Raw genomic sequence first — 15,434 nt, forward strand, 5'->3', positions numbered from 1 at the left:
GGCCCCCGACGACGAGGCCGGCGGCGCGATGCTGCCGCCGCACAGGATGCGCCTGACCGCGCTGATCGTGGCCACCGCGCTGTTCATGCAGAACCTCGACGGCACCATCGTGGCCACGGCCCTGCCGGCGATGGCGAAGAGCTTCCACGCCGATCCGCTGCATATGAGCCTGGCGCTTACCTCCTACCTGATCGCGCTCGCGGTCTTCATTCCCGCTTCCGGCTGGGTTGCCGACCGCTTCGGCAGCCGGACCGTGTTCCGCGCGGCGATTGTGACTTTCACGCTCGGATCGATTTTCTGCGGCCTGTCGCAGAGTCTGGGCGAGCTGATCGCCGCGCGGGTTTTCCAGGGCCTGGGCGGGGCGATGATGGTGCCGGTCGGCCGGTTGCTGCTGCTCAGGTCGGTGCGCCGGCGGGACATGATCGCGGCCACGTCGTGGCTCACCATGCCGGCCCTGCTCGGCCCCATCATCGGCCCGCCGCTCGGCGGCTTCATCGTCACCTATCTTTCCTGGCGCTGGACGTTCGACATCAACGTTCCCATTGGCCTGATCGGCATTGCCGCCGTGACCCGGCACGTGCGCGAGGTGAAGGACGAGGCGCAGGCCGGCCGGCTCGATCTCGCCGGCCTGGTCTGGAGCGGGCTTGCCATGGCGCTGCTGATGGCCGGTTTCGAGACGGTAGGCCGTGGCATCATTCCCCTGCGCTGGAGCCTCGGCTGCTTCGCCGGCGGCGCGGCGGCCGCTCTCGCCTATGTCCGGCATGCGCGCCACCATCCGCATCCGGTGCTCGACCTGACGCTGATGCGGATCGATACATTCGCGAATTCGACCATCGCCGGCAGCCTCTTCCGCGTGCTGGCCGGCGCCATGCCGTTCCTGCTGCCGCTGATGCTCCAGCTCGGCTTCGGCGATACCGCGGCGAAATCGGGCACGATCACCTTTGCGGCGGCAATCGGCGCGCTGGCGATGAAGCCGCTGGCCGAGCCGGTCCTGCGGCGTCTCGGCTTTCGCGTGGCGATGATGCTGTTCGGCGGGCTGGCGGTGGTCTTCACCGCCGCCTGCGCGGCCTTTCGGCCTGGCTGGCCGGAACTCGGGCTCGACGCGGTGCTGCTGGTCGGCGGCGTGTTCCGCTCGTTGCAGTTCACCGCCCTCAACACCATCGCCTATGCCGATGTGCCGCGGAGCCGGATGAGCGCGGCGACGAGCTTTTATGCCACGTTCCAGCAGATCACCCTGACCCTTGGCATATCGGTTGCCGCAGGCGCGCTTGAGTTCACCACGGCGCTCGCCGGGCATGCCGAACCCGCGATCGCCGATTACGGCTGGGCGTTCATCATCGTCAGCGCGATCGGCGCGCTCTCGGTGCCGGTCTGCGCCCGGCTCGCGCCCGGCGCCGGCGAGGCGCTGAGCGGGCACGGCGCCGCCGCGCCGGTGATTGACGCGAACCCGGCGCCGCGCCAGTAACGCAGCATCGCAAGCGGAAACGGATCTCTCATGATGGAAACCGGCAGCAGCATCGCGCTCGCGCGGCGGCTGTGGCGGCAACATGTCACCGCCTATCGCGGCCGTGTCGCGCTGATCATCGTCGCCACACTGGTGATGTCCGGCACGACGGCGCTCTACCCCGCGCTGATCGACCGCGCCTTTACCATGTTCGCCAAGCGCGATCCGCGGATTCTGTATCAGGTGCCGCTGATCGTGCTCGTCGTCACCTTGGTCAAGGCGCTTGCCCAATACGTCCAGACGCTGCTGACGCAGCAGGTTGTGCTTGGCACCATCCGCCGCTTGCAGGTCTCGATGTTCGGACATCTGACCAGTGCCGAACTGGTGCGGATCGATCGCGAGCCGCCGGCGGCGCTCGCCGCCCGTTTCACGACCGACGCCACCGTGATCCGCGAGGCGATGAGCCGCGCGGTGAACGGCATCGCCGATTTCTTCACGCTGATCGGGCTGGTCGGCACCATGCTCTGGATCGACTGGGAGCTAAGCCTGATCGCCGCCGTGCTCTACCCGCTGGCCGGGCTGCCGATCCAGAAGATCGGCCGGCGCATCCGGCGCGCCTCGGGCGGCATGCAGGAGCGGATGGGCGAAACCGCCTCACTGCTGAACGAGAGCTTCGCGCAGGCTCGGACCGTCCGCGCCTATGGTCTCGAAGAGGATGAACGCCGCAGGGCCGATCGGGCCTTCGAACAATTGTATCGCGCGCTGATGCGCATGATCCGGGGGCGGGCCGCGCTCGATCCGGTTCTTGAGGTTCTGGGCGGTCTCGCGATTGCCTTGGTCATCGGCTTTGCCGGCTGGCGGCACGCCGCGGGCGCTTCCGGCATCGGCAATTTCACCGGCTTTGTTGCGGCGCTGCTGATTGCCTCACGCCCGTTGCGCGCGCTCGGCACGATGAATGCCGCGGTGCAGGAAGGCATGGCGGGGCTGGAGCGCGTGTTCCACGTGATCGACGAGCCTTCGGCGAGCATCGAGCGCCCGGGGGCGGCGCCGCTGCCGCCTGGCCCCGGCCGGGTGGAGTTTCGCCATGTCGGGTTCGCCTATCCGGATGGCCGGCCGGGGTTGCGCGATCTTTCCTTTGTTGCCGAACCGGGCCGAACCCTCGCTTTGGTCGGCGCGTCAGGTGCTGGAAAATCGACGGCGCTGGCGCTGATTCCCCGGCTCTACGAGGCCGATCGCGGCGCGATCCTGATCGATGGCGCCGATATCGCGGCGGTGTCGCTCGGGTCTCTGCGCAGTGCGATCGCCTATGTCGGCCAGGACGCGCTGCTCTTCGACGACACGATTGCCGCCAATATCGGGATGGGCCGCAAGGGCGCCTCGATTGGTGAGATCCGGGAGGCGGCCGAGGCGGCGGCGGCAGGGTTCATTGCCGAGCTGCCCGAGGGGTTCGACACCCGCGTCGGGGTGAACGGCCAGCGGCTTTCGGGCGGGCAGCGCCAGCGCGTCGCCCTGGCCCGCGCCCTGCTGCGCGATCCGCGGATCCTGCTGCTGGACGAGGCGACCAGCGCGCTGGACGCCGAGAGCGAGGCGGCGGTGCAGGAAGCCCTCGCCCGCCTTCGGCGTGGCCGCACGACCATTGTGGTCGCGCACCGCCTCGCCACCGTGCGAGATGCGGACAGGATCGTGGTGGTTGCGGATGGGGTGGTGGTGGAGCAAGGCACGCATGCCGACCTGATGGCGGAGGAGGGCGCGTTTGCCCGCCTCGTTCGTGCGCAGGCACTGTCTTCTTAGAGTGCCTTCAGATCCATCCCCGGATTGGATGATGCGCCAAAGCCTGTGAAGCCGTGTTGGCGGAAATGATGTGTCCGATCTGTCTTTGCCGCGGCGCGCTGAAAGATATCTTGCCTTCCCCCCGTGCTGTCGGGCAAGATTCGCGATCATGTGGCCATGGCTTGTTCCGTGCCGTCTCAGCTATACAAAAAATAAAGACGAAATACAAAAATAAAGATATTAGTTGTGTTATTTTTACATAATAACTTATCAATTGTTTTTAATATTGGGATATATCGTTAAAATAATTTTTTAAAATAAATTAAAACATTATATACCGATTGTATTAATTGACGGAACGTTATTATCCCCTGTATAACCAACGTAACGAGTTAAGGGCTTCGGCGTCGCCGTGGCGCTGCAATTTTCAGATTTATTTCAATGGCCTGTAGATGGACTGCATATTTTGGAGAGGTAATTAGGCGAGCCTGCTTACAGGAGAAAAAGTCTCTTCCCCATGAAAAATCTCATTCAAACGGCATCAACTGCCACGAATATTGAATCGGTAGAGGATTGTTTTGTTGAGTTCGGTTTATGTTGTGCCGCCGGAAATGCCGGTGTGGGAAGCGCCGCAAGGTATTCGTTATGATTTTCTTGATGGGGCGCGTGTATATCTGCCTGAGCGTGAAGGCGGCGTATGGTTTGTCACTCTGAAGGACGTTGATTCCGGACTTATTGTTTATCAGAATGAGATCAAGACTGGCGTTCTAAAGTCAAAAAAGAGGTATTTTGTTCGTTTTGAAATCAAGATCGAGCGGCGTAGCGATTCGGGCGATATCGAGCTTGTCTTCGAACATGTGCTTGATCTTCGGGACCGCGACGTTGTCGTGCAGATCCCGGTTGGAACCATTGGGGATGTTTTTGCCTGGTTCCCCTATGTTTCGCGTTTTGCCGAGACGAGCAAGGCAAAAGTCACGTGTGTTCTGTCGCCAGTTCTCATTCCCCTGTTCGAGGCGACCTATCCGGAGCTTCGTCTGATGACCACCGCGCAGCTCGAAGCCGAAAACGTCATGAGCCGGGCCTATGCGAATTACCATATGGGGCTGTTTTTCACCGACGCCGAAAACACCATGCAACCGACCGATTTCCGCCATGTCGGCCTGCACAAGACGGCAGCTTACATCCTGGGCGTCGATCCGGTGGAAATCCGGCCGCGGATTGCGCTTGAGGATGATACGAGACCGATCGAGGAGCCCTATGTCTGCATCGCGGTGCAGAGTTCGGCTCAGTGCAAATACTGGAACAATCCCACGGGGTGGCTGGAGGTCGTCCGCCATATCAAGGCGCGCGGTTACCGGGTCATCTGTATCGACCAGAAGCCAGTGAACGGGGTCGGGTATGTGTGGAACCGGATACCGCACGGCGCCGAAGACGAGACGGGTGACCGCCCGCTGGCCGAGCGCGCCCGCTGGCTGAAGCATGCCGCATTTTTCGTCGGGCTGAGTTCCGGCCTGTCCTGGCTTGCCTGGGCCATGGAGACTCCCGTGGTGATGATTTCGGGGTTCACGCACCCCACCAACGAGTTCGAAACACCATACCGCGTCATCAACTGGCATGCCTGCAATTCATGCTGGAACGATCCGCGGGAAATGTTCGATCATAACGATTTTTTCTGGTGTCCACGGCATGCAAACACATCACGGCAGTTTGAATGCACGCGTCTGATCACCGCGGATCAGGTGGTCAAAATTATCGAGCCGCTTCTGAGTATTGAATAACCACTGTTTTCTGAAAAGGAATTGAACATGACGACAAATTTGAGTGGGACCTGGTCCGCGGTAAATTCCAACGGTACGCTTCAGTTTCTCAGCAATGGCGCAACCGTTACCGGTGCCGTCGTTCTTGACGGGAATATGACGCTCGTCGTTGAAGAGGGCGCGGTTGTCAGCGGGCTGACCAATTCAGGCCCGACTTGAACAGCGACCTGAAAATAGTCCAATGAAAACAGCCATGTATTGTGGGCGCGTGGTTTCTTAGCACCACACCCTGCGGCTTTCGGGAGGATTTGGATCAGGAAGCGGATGCGTCTCGCACGTTGGCTGGCAGGGCGACGCCGGCGGCCTTGAAGATCGGCCCGATCGAGTTGGTTGCTGGGGTGCGCAGGACGATCTGCTGCCCGCGCTTGCTGATGGTGACCTCCTGGAGGCGGTCGAGATCACGCAGGAGATCGGCCCATTCGACGCGCTTGCCGGCCCGGCGGAGTTTTTCGTCGAGCGCCTGGTGCAGGATCAGCGCGAGGAACGAGCAGAAGACGTGGCCGCGGATGGCGGCGTCGGAGGAATGGTAGATTGGCCGGGTGCGCATTGTCGCCTTCGCGACACGGAACAGCCGTTCGACATTCTGCAGGTCCCGGTAGCGGATCACCGCCTGCAGCGGTGAAATCCGGGCGTTGGAGCGCAGCACGAAGACGCCGTCGAAGCGGGCTTCCTCGGCGAGCTTGCCGGCGTCGATCTCGAACAGCTTGTGCTTGCGGCCGGGCTTTGCGTCACTGACCGGGCGCAGGAAGCGGCGATAGGCGGAGTTGCCGATCAGCGCCTTATCGCCGCGCGTCAGCTGACGATCGAGGGCGGCGACCACCTTGCGCCTGGTCTCGGCCTCTTCGATGGCCACCGCCTCGTTGCGGCAGACGATATAGCGCTTGCCCGCGACCTTGACCTCCTTGATGAAGAGCTGGGTCTCGTCGCCACCGGCGCGCTCGAGGCAGAGCGGGGTGTAGGGGCGCTCATCGGCCAGCACCACCTCGCGGACGATGCGGTCGGTGCGTTCCCTTGCGCCGAGCACGTATTCCAGCCCGCGCTCCTCCAGCGCGGCGATCGTCGCGGCACTGATCATGCCGCGATCGGCGACGACGCAGACCCGGCCGATGCCGAAGCGCGACCGCAGGCGGTCGATCACCGGCACCAGCACCGAGACATCGGCGGTGTTTCCTGGCCACATCTCGGTGCAGATTGGCCTTCCGTCCTGATCGATCACCACGCCGAGGATCATCTGCGCGAGCTGTGGGCGGTAATCCTTGGAGTGGCCCCGCGCGCCCAGCGTCTCGCCGCCGGCACCTTCGAAATACAGCGAGGTGGTGTCCATGAACACGACCGAGAGGTCGGTGAACAGATCATGCCGTCGGGCGAAGAGACGCTCTTCCACCAGATCCTTCACCGTCCGTGGCGCAAAGGGCGTGGCATCCCCCTGTTCCTCGTCCGGCAGCTCTTCGCCGAGCCAGGCCATGGCGCGGTAGAGGTGATGCAGGCCGAGCTCCTCGGTGCCGGGAATGTCGTAATCCTCGAGCCATTTGTCGCAGGCGCGATCCGAGCCCGAGACCATGATCCGGTGGAGCACGGTGGCGAACACCGCGCGCTCGACCGGGAACTCGAACTGCCGCCCGGCCAGCAGCTCCTCGAACACAGCAGCGATCCCGCTCTCCTGCCACAGTCGGCCGAACAACAGCGGCGCGCCGATCCGCTTGCAGCTCAGCCCGTCCGGATTGCCTGCCGCCAGCTGGGCCAGGACCGAGGCACGGTCGGCATAGCGCGCGATCGAGGCGGCGAGGCGGTCGAGACCTCCATCGGCCAGGACGACTTCCTTCCGGCCCAGGTTCTTGATGATGCGCTGCTTGCTGCGCCCGTCCTCACGGACGCTCTCGACCAGATAAAGGTAGCTGTAGCCGTTGATTCGCTTCTCGCGCACGAACATGCCGAATTGGCAGCCGAAAACCAATCATAAATCAAGTTAAAAGAAGCAATTTACGCAATTATTTAGCACCACGTTTTTGCAAAATCCCGACGTGCCTACGAAAATCTCGAGTGAAATCAAAGATCTCAACTTACGATACCGTATCGTTCCGGGTTTGACTGTTTAAGAGCCCGAATCTGAATGGTAGTGCGACTATCGGTGACGGGCGATTTTTCGTGTGAGCAGGCGGATATGGGCGAGGAAGAGCCATGCGGTGGCGCTGGTAACGGTGGCCTCGAAATCCCTTGCGAGACGTCGGCATCTGCCGAGCCAGGCGAAGGTTCTTTCTACCACCCAGCGCCGCGGCAGGAGTTCAAACCCGCTCGCGGCGTCGGAGCGCTTTACGATCTGTATGGTCCATTTGCCGATTTTGGCGAGGCGTCCATTGAGTTTAGGACCGGCATAACCGCCGTCAGCGAATATGTGCCGCAACCAGGGATACAGGGATTTGACGGATTTGAGCACGTCGGGCGCCCCGTCGCGGTCCTGAATACCGGCATGATGAACGACGGCACCGACGAGGTGGCCGATTGTATCTGTGATGATGTGGCGCTTGCGGCCCTTGATCTTCTTTCCGGCATCGAACCCGCGCGGCCCGCCGGCTTCGGTGGTCTTGACCGACTGACTGTCGATCACACCGGCTGTGGGTGAAGCCTCGCGTCCGGCCATTTCCCGCGCCTGCATGACTAGGACGTGATTGATGCGATCGAACGTGCCGTCACGACAGAAGCGGTAGAAATACCCCTGCACGGTGGTGAACGGAGCGAATTCCTTCGGGATCTGGCGCCACTGACAGCCGGTTGCCAGCATGTAGAAGATGGCCTCCACAATCCTTCGAAGCGCCACCCTTCGGGGTCGGCCTCGATGCTGCGGAGCGGGCATGAACGGCTCGATCATGGCCCATTCAGCGTCGGTGAGGTCGCTTGCGTAGCGCAATCCGGCCCGGCAATATCGTCGCCGAGCGATTTCAGTCCAGGTCATCGTGTCTCCGTCCGTCTTCGCAAACGAACTGAATCACAACTTACTGAAATCGCTCAACTATCTTTTTCGGTCCGGCTCTAAGTCGGGTCAGGCACGGGCGCACAAATTCAAATTTCGAGTGGCGGCGTGGTGGAAAGCTCCGTTCTCAACGGGGCCAACCTGCAGGTATCCGCGGGCGGTGCCAGCCTCGACAACACCGTGACCGGCACTAACGGGCAGGTCAACGTTTCCTCCGGTGGCATTGTATCAGGCACATTCGTCAGTGCCGGCGCAACGGCGAATTACCAGACCGGTGCAATTGTCGATCAGCCCTACATGCCGGTGCCAACAGTGTTGACCGGATTTTCTGCGTGGTCGGCGGTGAATTCCGGTGGCGCGACCGTCTATACCAGCGGCAGCACGACGGTCAGCGGTCCTGTGGTATTGGGCAACACAACGCTGGATATTCAGAATGGCGCGATTGTCTCCGGGCTGACGGTTTCGAGCGGCGCCAATGCGGCGATCAATGTGTCCTCCGGGGGCGAACTGCTTAGCTCGGTCCTCACGAGCGCCACTAACGCGACCGTCTCGCAGGGTGGCACGGTTCTTGACTCGGTCATTTCCAGCGGCGCCACGGTCAACGTCCAGTCCGGCGCCACAGCGACCAGCAACACCGCGGTCAGTGGCGGCGTTCTGTCCGCCAACACTGGCGCGACCTTGTCGAACAATATCGCGGGGGTCGGTGGATTTGTCAGTTCCGGAAACGCGGTCTCGGGCGGCTTCGACTATCGTTCAGGTACCGTTACCAACGTGCCGATCCTTTCCGGCGGCACCTGGTCGGCGGTGAGCACCGGCTCCGGAACAGTCTATCAGAGCGGAAGCACCACCTATTCGGGGCAGGTTGCTCTCGAACCAGGCGCCACTTTGAATATCTTGAGCGGCGCTGTTGTTTCCGGCCTGCTGACCCCGGCGCCTTACAACGGCAACAATACCGTGAATGTCAGCGCCGGCGGCGAGCTGCTCAGCTCGGTGCTGATCAATGGTTTTCTCAACGTTTCTTCGGGCGGCGTTACCAGCGGCAACGTGCTGAACTCAAACGCCGAAACGATTTCGTCCGGCGGTTCGTCGATCAACGACATCTACGCGAATATCTCGGGGAGCGGCGTCAACGACGCCAATGGTCCGACGGTTCAGAGCGGGGCCACCATTTCCGGCGCCACGGTTACGAGCGGTGGATATCTGGTTATCAGTTCCGGTGCGAACGCTTCGAACAATACGGCAACGGTGGGCGGCTTCATCAGTTCGATCACCAACTCGGGGACCAATGTCGTCGGGGGGTTCGTCGATATCAATGGTGGCCAAGTCACCAATGTGCCGGTTCTATCGGGCACCTGGTCGGCGGTGAGCACCGGTTCCGGAACGGTTTATGAGAGCGGAAGCACCACCTACACGGGCAGGGTCGCGCTTGATGCGGGTGCGACGCTGAATATCTCGAGCGGCGCTGTTGTCTCCGGCCTGCTGACCCCGGCGCCTTACAACGGCAATAATACCGTGAATGTCAGCGCCGGCGGAACGCTGCTCAGCTCGGTGCTGATCAACGGCATCCTGAATGTTTCCTCTGGCGGCGTTACCAGCGGCAACGTGCTCAACTCCAATCTGGAAACGATTTCGTCCGGCGGTTCGTCGATCAACGACACCTATATCAACGTCGCCAGCAGCGGTTTCACCGACAGCAATGGTCCGACGGTTCAGAGCGGGGCCACCATTTCCGGCGCCACGGTTACGAGCGGTGGATATCTGGTTATCAGTTCCGGTGCGACGGCCTCGAACAATACCGCGACGGCGGGTGGTCTGATCAGTTCGGTCACCAATGCGGGGACCAATGTCGTCGGTGGATTTCTCGACAAATCGGGCAATGCGCAGAACAATGTGCCGATCCTCTCCGGCGGCACCTGGTCGGCGGTAAGCACCGGAACAGGTACGGTCTATCAGAGCGGCGCCACCACATATAATGGTCCGATCGCGCTTGGCGCGAACACGACGCTGATTGTGGAGTCTGGTGCTGTTGTTTCCGGCCTGAACACGCCGGCTCAAAACGGCGGCAACACGGTCAGCGTGAATAGCGGCGGCGAACTGCTGAACTCGATCCTCACCCACGGTTATCTCTATGTAAACTCGGGTGGCGTGACCAGCGGCAACCTGCTGAATTCGGACCCGGTGACGATTTCCTCGGGCGGCGAGTCGATCGGGGACACGTTCTTCAACAGCGGTTATGCCACGCAAACGGTCACTGTCTCGAGCGGCGGCCAGATCTATAATCCGACCATCGTTCCCGGCGGCGCCGGCCTGACCCTGGACCAAGGCGCCAGCTCCAGCCCGAACAACCCGTGTTTTGCCGAAGGGACGCTTATCGCGACGGCGCGCGGCCCGGTGCCGGTGGAAAATCTTTCAGCCGGAGAAACCGTCATTCTGCATGATGGCGGCACGGCGCCGGTCGTCTGGCTTGGGCGCCGTACCATCGATCTGACGCGCCATCCGCGGCCGGAAACGGTGCAGCCGATCGTCATTTCCGCGCACGCCATCGCGGAGGGTGTGCCCGCGCGGGATCTGGTTGTGTCTCCGGATCACGCTTTCTATCTCGATGGCTTGCTGATCCCGGCCAAGATCCTGGTCAACGGCGTAACAATCCGGCAAATCGAGATGCGCGAGGTGACCTACTTCCATGTTGAACTGCCGTTCCACGCGGTGCTGCTCGCCGAGGGGATGGCGGCGGAAAGCTACCTCGAAACCGGAAACCGCGCCGCATTCGAGAATGGCGGCCAGGCGCTCATCCTGCATCCGGATTTCGCGCAGACCTTGCGCGAGACACGCAGCTGCGCGCCGTTTGCCGACCATGGCGCAGTCGTCGAGCGGGTCCGGGCGCGGATTCTCGACCGGGCCGGGATCGAGATGACGTCCGAGGCCGACATCGCAACAATCTATCGTGCTGACGGCAGCGTGGTGATCGCATCCCGTGTTGCTGTCCCTGGAGAACTGACCGCCGATCCGCGCGATCGCCGCGAGCTGGGTGTCAAGATCGGCGCGCTGAAGGCCGGGGATGAACTGATCGCGCTCGATCATCCCCGCCTTGCGGAAGGCTGGCATGATGTGGAGGCCAACGGTCGGTGGACCAATGGCGCCGCAGTGATCCCGGCTGATCTGGTGCGGGGCAGGGACGTAGAGATTACCGTTGCGAGCACGCTGTCATATCCTGTCATTACCGGCAGCCGTATGGCGGCTCGCGGCTGACGCTCGAACTTTTGGACCGCGCCCAGGCCACTCGATAGGGCGCGGTTCGTGACTGCAGAGGCCCGACCAGGCGAGACGCTTGGTCGGGCCTTTTTGTCACGAGCCCGTTCGGATGTTGCGCCACAGGCCCGAGCAGGTCGGGCATGCCGCAGCGCCAGGTTTCCGGCCGGCCGGCCACAGCGCGACGCGGACCGCACTCTCGGCGAAAACCCGCCGGTCGAGCGCGTGATGGGCAAGCGTGATCAACTCGACGGCGCTGGTGAAGATGGCGCCGTGGCTGCCGATGAATTTCTGAAATCGAAATTCGTTTCGATTCTGCGAGCGGGCAGGGCAGTCATGGGACGAATATTTTTCGTTTTTATTTAAAAAATACAGATCAAAATTATATGATGCCAGAGAGATCGGGCAGATCGATAGCAGGAATTGTAATAAGATTTCCGGCCTTTTTCCGCAGCGACCGATCATTCATGGTGTTTTACTTCGTCCGCAAAAGGTTGCAATGCGGGCGCGGTTGCGACAGGCTTGGGCAGTCGTATGACGCAAGGAGATCGCGATGGAACATAAAACGGGGATCGGGCTGGCATCGGCAATCGCACTGGTGGCCGCCACCGTTGTCAGCCATGCCGCCTCTGGGCCGATCAAGATTGGCGTGCAGGCGCCCATCACCGGCGCCTATGCCGATGAGGGGCAGGGCATCGAAAAGGCCGTGAAGCTGCTGGCCGAGCAGCAGAACGCCAAGGGCGGCCTGCTCGGCCGCAAGATCGAGGTCAAGGCCTGCGACGATGAAGGCAAGGCCTCCCAAGCCGCCATCTGCGCGCGCCAGCTGGTCAATGATGGCGTGATTGCCGTGGTCGGCTCCTACACCAGCGGCGCCGCCCTCGCGGCCGAGCCGATCTATGCGCGCTCGAACGTTATCCAGACCTCGGACGGCACCAGCAACAAGCTGCTCGCGCGCGGCTACAAGACCTGGTTCGGCAACGCGGCGCCCAACAGCGCCGAGGCGAAATTCACCGCGCACTACATGGTCGATGCCCGCCACTTCAAGCGCATCGCGGTGCTGACCGACCATTCGAGCTTCGCCACCGGCCTCGCCGATGCGGTGATACAGAACATCAAGGCCGACCATGGCAAGGTGATCGACAAGTCCTTCATCTCCGCCGGCTCGCAGAATTTTACCCCGGTGCTGACCAAGCTGAAGGCGCTGAAGCCGGACGCGATCTATTTCTCCGGCTATTACTCGGATGGCGGGCTGATCAAGGCGCAGATGGCCCAGCTCGGCATCAACGCGGCCTTTGTCGGCGGTGACGCCAACCAGAACGTCGCCTTCGGCAAGATCGCCGGTTCAGCGGCAAAGGGCGCCATCATCGTCAACGTCCCCGGCCCGGAACAGCTTCCCTATCCCGCCGCCAAGGCCTTCGTCGCCGCCTACAAGGCGAAATATCACCAGAGCCCGCCTTCGGTGTTCACCCTCACCAATGCCGATGGCATGCGCGCGGTGATGCAGGCGATCGAGCAGACCAAGAGCGTCAAGCCGGCGAAGCTCGAACATTACCTGCACAACATGAAGAGCTTCGATGGCCTGACCGGCCAGTTCCGCTGGAACGCCAAGGGCAAGCGCGTCGGCAGCCCGTTCACCGCCTTCGAGGTGAATGCCGACGGGAGCTACACGATCGTCTACCCGGCCCCCAAGGCCGGCTGACGACCCGATCGCGCGCGGAGGAGGCATCGCCATGGGAACGTTCATCCAGCAGGTCTTCAACGGCCTGACGGTCGGAGGCATCTACGCGCTCATCGCGCTGGGCTACACGATGGTCTATGGCGTGATGCGCCTGATCAACTTCGCCCATGGCGATCTCTGCATCCTCGGCGCCTTCATCGGCCTGACCTTCCTTACCTCGCTCGGCGGTGCCGGCCATCCCGGCGCCGCCCTGCTGGTGTTCGCCTTCGTTGCGGCGGTCGTGGTGGTGGCGGTCGCCGGCGTCGTGCTCGAACTCGCCGCCTATCGGCCGCTGCGCAAGGCGGACCGCCTCGCCGCCGTGGTTTCGGCGCTTGGCGCATCGCTGCTGATCGAGAACGGAATCATGCTGATCTGGAGCCCCCAGGTCAGCGTATTTCCCTCCGGCCTGCTGCCGGCGATCACGTTTCACATCGCGGGCGCCTCGATCAGCTTCGTGCAGGTGATGATCATTGTTGTCTCCTTCGTTCTGATGGCGGCGCTTTATCTGTTCGTGAACCACACCCGCTTCGGCACCGCGATCCGCGCCGCGGCGATCGACCAGGACGCCGCCCGACTGATGGGCATCAACGTCAACCGCGTGATCGCCAGCGTCTTCATCATCGGCCCGGCGCTCGGCGCGGTGGGCGGGCTGTTCGTCGGCGTCTATTATCGCGAAGTCTATTTCACCATGGGCTGGACCTACGGGCTTTACGCCTTCATCGCCGCCATACTCGGCGGCATCGGTAACATTCCGGGGGCGATGCTCGGCGGCATTCTGCTCGGCCTCTTCAACGCCTTCGCCGCCGGCTACCTCTCCAGCTCCTGGCAGGATGCGATCACCTTCGCGCTGCTGATCGGAATCCTGCTGGTGCGGCCTTCGGGAATTCTGGGCGAACGCGTCGCGGAGAAGGTGTGATGAGCGCAACCGCAACCCGCAATGTCGGCATCGCCGTCTGGATCCTCGGCCTGTTCCTGCCGCTCGCGCTGAACAGCGCCTGGGTCTCCGTCGCCGCGATCTTCGCGATCTATGGCATCGTCGCCCTGTCCGAAGACATCATCCTCGGCCGCGCCGGCATGTTCGACATGGGGCACGCCGTCTATTTCGGCATCGGCGCCTATGTCACGGCGATCCTGAACGTCACCTTCAACTGGCCGATCTTCCTGACCATCCCCTTCGCCATCCTGCTCGCGGCTGCGTTCGGCGCCCTGCTTGCCGCCCCGCTGATCCGCCTGCGCGGTGACTACCTGCTGGTCGCCAGCATCGGTTTCAACGCAATCTTCGTGCTGGCGATGCAGAACGACCTGTTCGGCCTCACCGGCGGGTCGGACGGCATCACCGGCATCGGCGTGCCCTCGCTGTTTGGTCTGCAGATCGAGAGCCAGAGCGCGATGTACTGGCTCGACTGGGTGGTGCTCGGCATCGTGCTCGTGCTGATGCGCAATCTCGACGGCTCGGAATTCGGTCGCGCGCTGCGCTATCTCAAGCAGGACGAACTCGCCGCGACGACGATCGGTGTCAATCCGCGCAAGGTGAAGACGCTCGCCTTCGCCATCGGCGCCGGGCTCGCCGGCCTCGCCGGCACGCTGTTTGCGGTGCAGCTCTCCACGGTCAGCCCGTCCTCCTTCAAGTTCACCGAATCGGTGACGCTGTTCGCCATCGTCATCGTCGGCGGCCAGGGCTCGATTCCCGGCGTGCTGCTCGGCACCGCGCTGATGTTCGTGCTGCCCCAGGTCTTCCGCGACTTCGCGCAATACCGCTACTTGGTCTTCGGCTTCGCGATGATCCTGGTGATGGTGCTGCGCCCGCAGGGCCTGTGGCCGCGGCGGGGGGCGCGGGCATGAGCGCGCTGCTGGAACTCCAGGGGGTCGGCATCCGCTTCGGCGGGCTGCGCGCGGTCGACAAGCTCTCCTTCACCGTCGACAAAGGGCAGATCGTCGCCCTGATCGGGCCGAACGGCGCCGGCAAGACGACCGTGTTCAACATGATCACCGGCGTCTACCGGCCGACCGAGGCAGCATCCGCTTCGAGGGGCAGGACATCACCGCCCGCCGCCCGCATCTCGTCGCAGCCGCCGGCATCATGCGGACCTTCCAGACCATCAGGCTGTTTCCCGAAATGTCGGTGCTGGAAAACGTTCGCGCCGGCTGCCACCTGCGGGTGCGCCAGCAATGGTGGCAGGGGCTGCTCAGCCTGCCGTCGCAGCGGCGCGAGGAGGCGGAGCTTTCCGACCGCGCGCACGAGATCCTGCGCCGGCTCGATCTCGACCAGTTCGCGCATGACCGCGCGATCTCGCTGCCCTATGGCGTGCAGCGCCGCGTCGAGCTGGCCCGCACGCTGGCGGCCGATCCCAAGATGATCATTCTCGACGAGCCGGCCGCCGGCCTGAACGACAATGAGTCGGCCGCGCTCAGCGAGACGATCTTCGGCATCCGCGACAGCGGCATCACCGTGCTGCTGGTCGAGCACGA

General features: G+C 62.7%; 10 protein-coding genes and 2 pseudogenes. 9 read left to right on the forward strand and 3 right to left on the reverse strand.

What is annotated here, in order from left to right; genetic code table 11:
• Positions 1-28 precede the first annotated feature (28 nt).
• From ACIDOCELLA78_RS87185 to ACIDOCELLA78_RS87200, 4 genes are all read left to right on the forward strand, one after another.
• Positions 29-1,465: an MFS transporter gene (locus ACIDOCELLA78_RS87185; protein WP_201728463.1), complete on the forward strand. Its 1,437-nt coding sequence runs from the start codon at positions 29-31 to the stop codon at positions 1,463-1,465.
• Positions 1,466-1,495: 30 nt separating this feature from the next.
• On the forward strand, positions 1,496-3,235 hold the full coding sequence (locus ACIDOCELLA78_RS87190) for an ABC transporter ATP-binding protein (RefSeq protein ID WP_201728400.1): 1,740 nt from the start codon (positions 1,496-1,498) through the stop codon (positions 3,233-3,235).
• 560 nt (positions 3,236-3,795) lie between these two features.
• Entirely contained in the window at positions 3,796-4,992 is a 1,197-nt protein-coding gene (locus ACIDOCELLA78_RS87195) for an autotransporter strand-loop-strand O-heptosyltransferase (protein WP_249675641.1), read from the forward strand.
• 27 nt (positions 4,993-5,019) lie between these two features.
• Complete coding sequence (locus ACIDOCELLA78_RS87200) at positions 5,020-5,190, forward strand: hypothetical protein (protein ID WP_201728401.1); 171 nt, start codon at positions 5,020-5,022, stop codon at positions 5,188-5,190.
• Between the two features lie 94 nt (positions 5,191-5,284).
• On the opposite strand, the gene ACIDOCELLA78_RS87205 is transcribed toward ACIDOCELLA78_RS87200, so the two are convergent.
• Both ACIDOCELLA78_RS87205 and ACIDOCELLA78_RS87210 read right to left on the reverse strand, forming a co-directional pair.
• Entirely contained in the window at positions 5,285-6,961 is a 1,677-nt protein-coding gene (locus ACIDOCELLA78_RS87205; RefSeq protein WP_201727475.1) for an IS1634 family transposase, read from the reverse strand.
• Between the two features lie 192 nt (positions 6,962-7,153).
• Positions 7,154-7,981, reverse strand: coding sequence for an IS5 family transposase (locus tag ACIDOCELLA78_RS87210; RefSeq protein WP_201727504.1), 828 nt, complete (start codon positions 7,979-7,981; stop codon positions 7,154-7,156).
• A 126-nt stretch (positions 7,982-8,107) separates the two neighbouring features.
• Between ACIDOCELLA78_RS87210 and ACIDOCELLA78_RS87215 the strand changes: the two genes are divergently transcribed.
• The gene (locus ACIDOCELLA78_RS87215; protein ID WP_249675645.1) at positions 8,108-11,248 is read left to right on the forward strand and encodes a Hint domain-containing protein; all 3,141 of its coding nucleotides are present in this window, start codon (positions 8,108-8,110) and stop codon (positions 11,246-11,248) included.
• 127 nt (positions 11,249-11,375) lie between these two features.
• Here ACIDOCELLA78_RS87215 and ACIDOCELLA78_RS87220 read toward each other — a convergent pair.
• Positions 11,376-11,539 (reverse strand): annotated as a pseudogene (locus ACIDOCELLA78_RS87220) (dihydrodipicolinate reductase C-terminal domain-containing protein); the annotation flags it as partial.
• A gap of 262 nt (positions 11,540-11,801) precedes the next feature.
• Here ACIDOCELLA78_RS87220 and ACIDOCELLA78_RS87225 point away from each other — a divergent pair.
• From ACIDOCELLA78_RS87225 to ACIDOCELLA78_RS87240, 4 genes and pseudogenes are all read left to right on the forward strand, one after another.
• Positions 11,802-12,947 carry a branched-chain amino acid ABC transporter substrate-binding protein gene (locus tag ACIDOCELLA78_RS87225; protein ID WP_201728403.1) on the forward strand — a complete coding sequence of 382 codons (1,146 nt, stop codon included), beginning with the start codon at positions 11,802-11,804 and terminating at the stop codon, positions 12,945-12,947.
• A 31-nt stretch (positions 12,948-12,978) separates the two neighbouring features.
• Positions 12,979-13,881: a branched-chain amino acid ABC transporter permease gene (locus tag ACIDOCELLA78_RS87230; RefSeq protein WP_201728404.1), complete on the forward strand. Its 903-nt coding sequence runs from the start codon at positions 12,979-12,981 to the stop codon at positions 13,879-13,881.
• Positions 13,881-14,807 carry a branched-chain amino acid ABC transporter permease gene (locus ACIDOCELLA78_RS87235; protein WP_201728405.1) on the forward strand — a complete coding sequence of 309 codons (927 nt, stop codon included), beginning with the start codon at positions 13,881-13,883 and terminating at the stop codon, positions 14,805-14,807. The genes ACIDOCELLA78_RS87230 and ACIDOCELLA78_RS87235 overlap by 1 nt, the downstream gene beginning before the upstream one ends.
• Positions 14,804-15,282 (forward strand): annotated as a pseudogene (locus ACIDOCELLA78_RS87240) (ABC transporter ATP-binding protein); the annotation flags it as partial. The gene ACIDOCELLA78_RS87235 and the pseudogene ACIDOCELLA78_RS87240, both read left to right, overlap by 4 nt.
• Between the last annotated feature and the right edge of the window lie 152 nt (positions 15,283-15,434).

It is taken from the genome of Acidocella sp. C78 (assembly GCF_907164655.1).

Bases quoted from the DNA above. Each gene is read 5' to 3' on its own strand.
- ACIDOCELLA78_RS87235 (WP_201728405.1), top strand. From the start codon at position 13,881: ATGAGCGCAACCGCAACCCGCAATGTCGGCATCGCCGTCTGGATCCTC.
- ACIDOCELLA78_RS87185 (WP_201728463.1), top strand. From the start codon at position 29: ATGCTGCCGCCGCACAGGATGCGCCTGACCGCGCTGATCGTGGCCACC.
- ACIDOCELLA78_RS87225 (WP_201728403.1), top strand. From the start codon at position 11,802: ATGGAACATAAAACGGGGATCGGGCTGGCATCGGCAATCGCACTGGTG.
- ACIDOCELLA78_RS87190 (WP_201728400.1), top strand. From the start codon at position 1,496: ATGATGGAAACCGGCAGCAGCATCGCGCTCGCGCGGCGGCTGTGGCGG.
- ACIDOCELLA78_RS87230 (WP_201728404.1), top strand. From the start codon at position 12,979: ATGGGAACGTTCATCCAGCAGGTCTTCAACGGCCTGACGGTCGGAGGC.
- ACIDOCELLA78_RS87205 (WP_201727475.1), bottom strand. From the start codon at position 6,961: ATGTTCGTGCGCGAGAAGCGAATCAACGGCTACAGCTACCTTTATCTG.
- ACIDOCELLA78_RS87200 (WP_201728401.1), top strand. From the start codon at position 5,020: ATGACGACAAATTTGAGTGGGACCTGGTCCGCGGTAAATTCCAACGGT.
- ACIDOCELLA78_RS87210 (WP_201727504.1), bottom strand. From the start codon at position 7,981: ATGACCTGGACTGAAATCGCTCGGCGACGATATTGCCGGGCCGGATTG.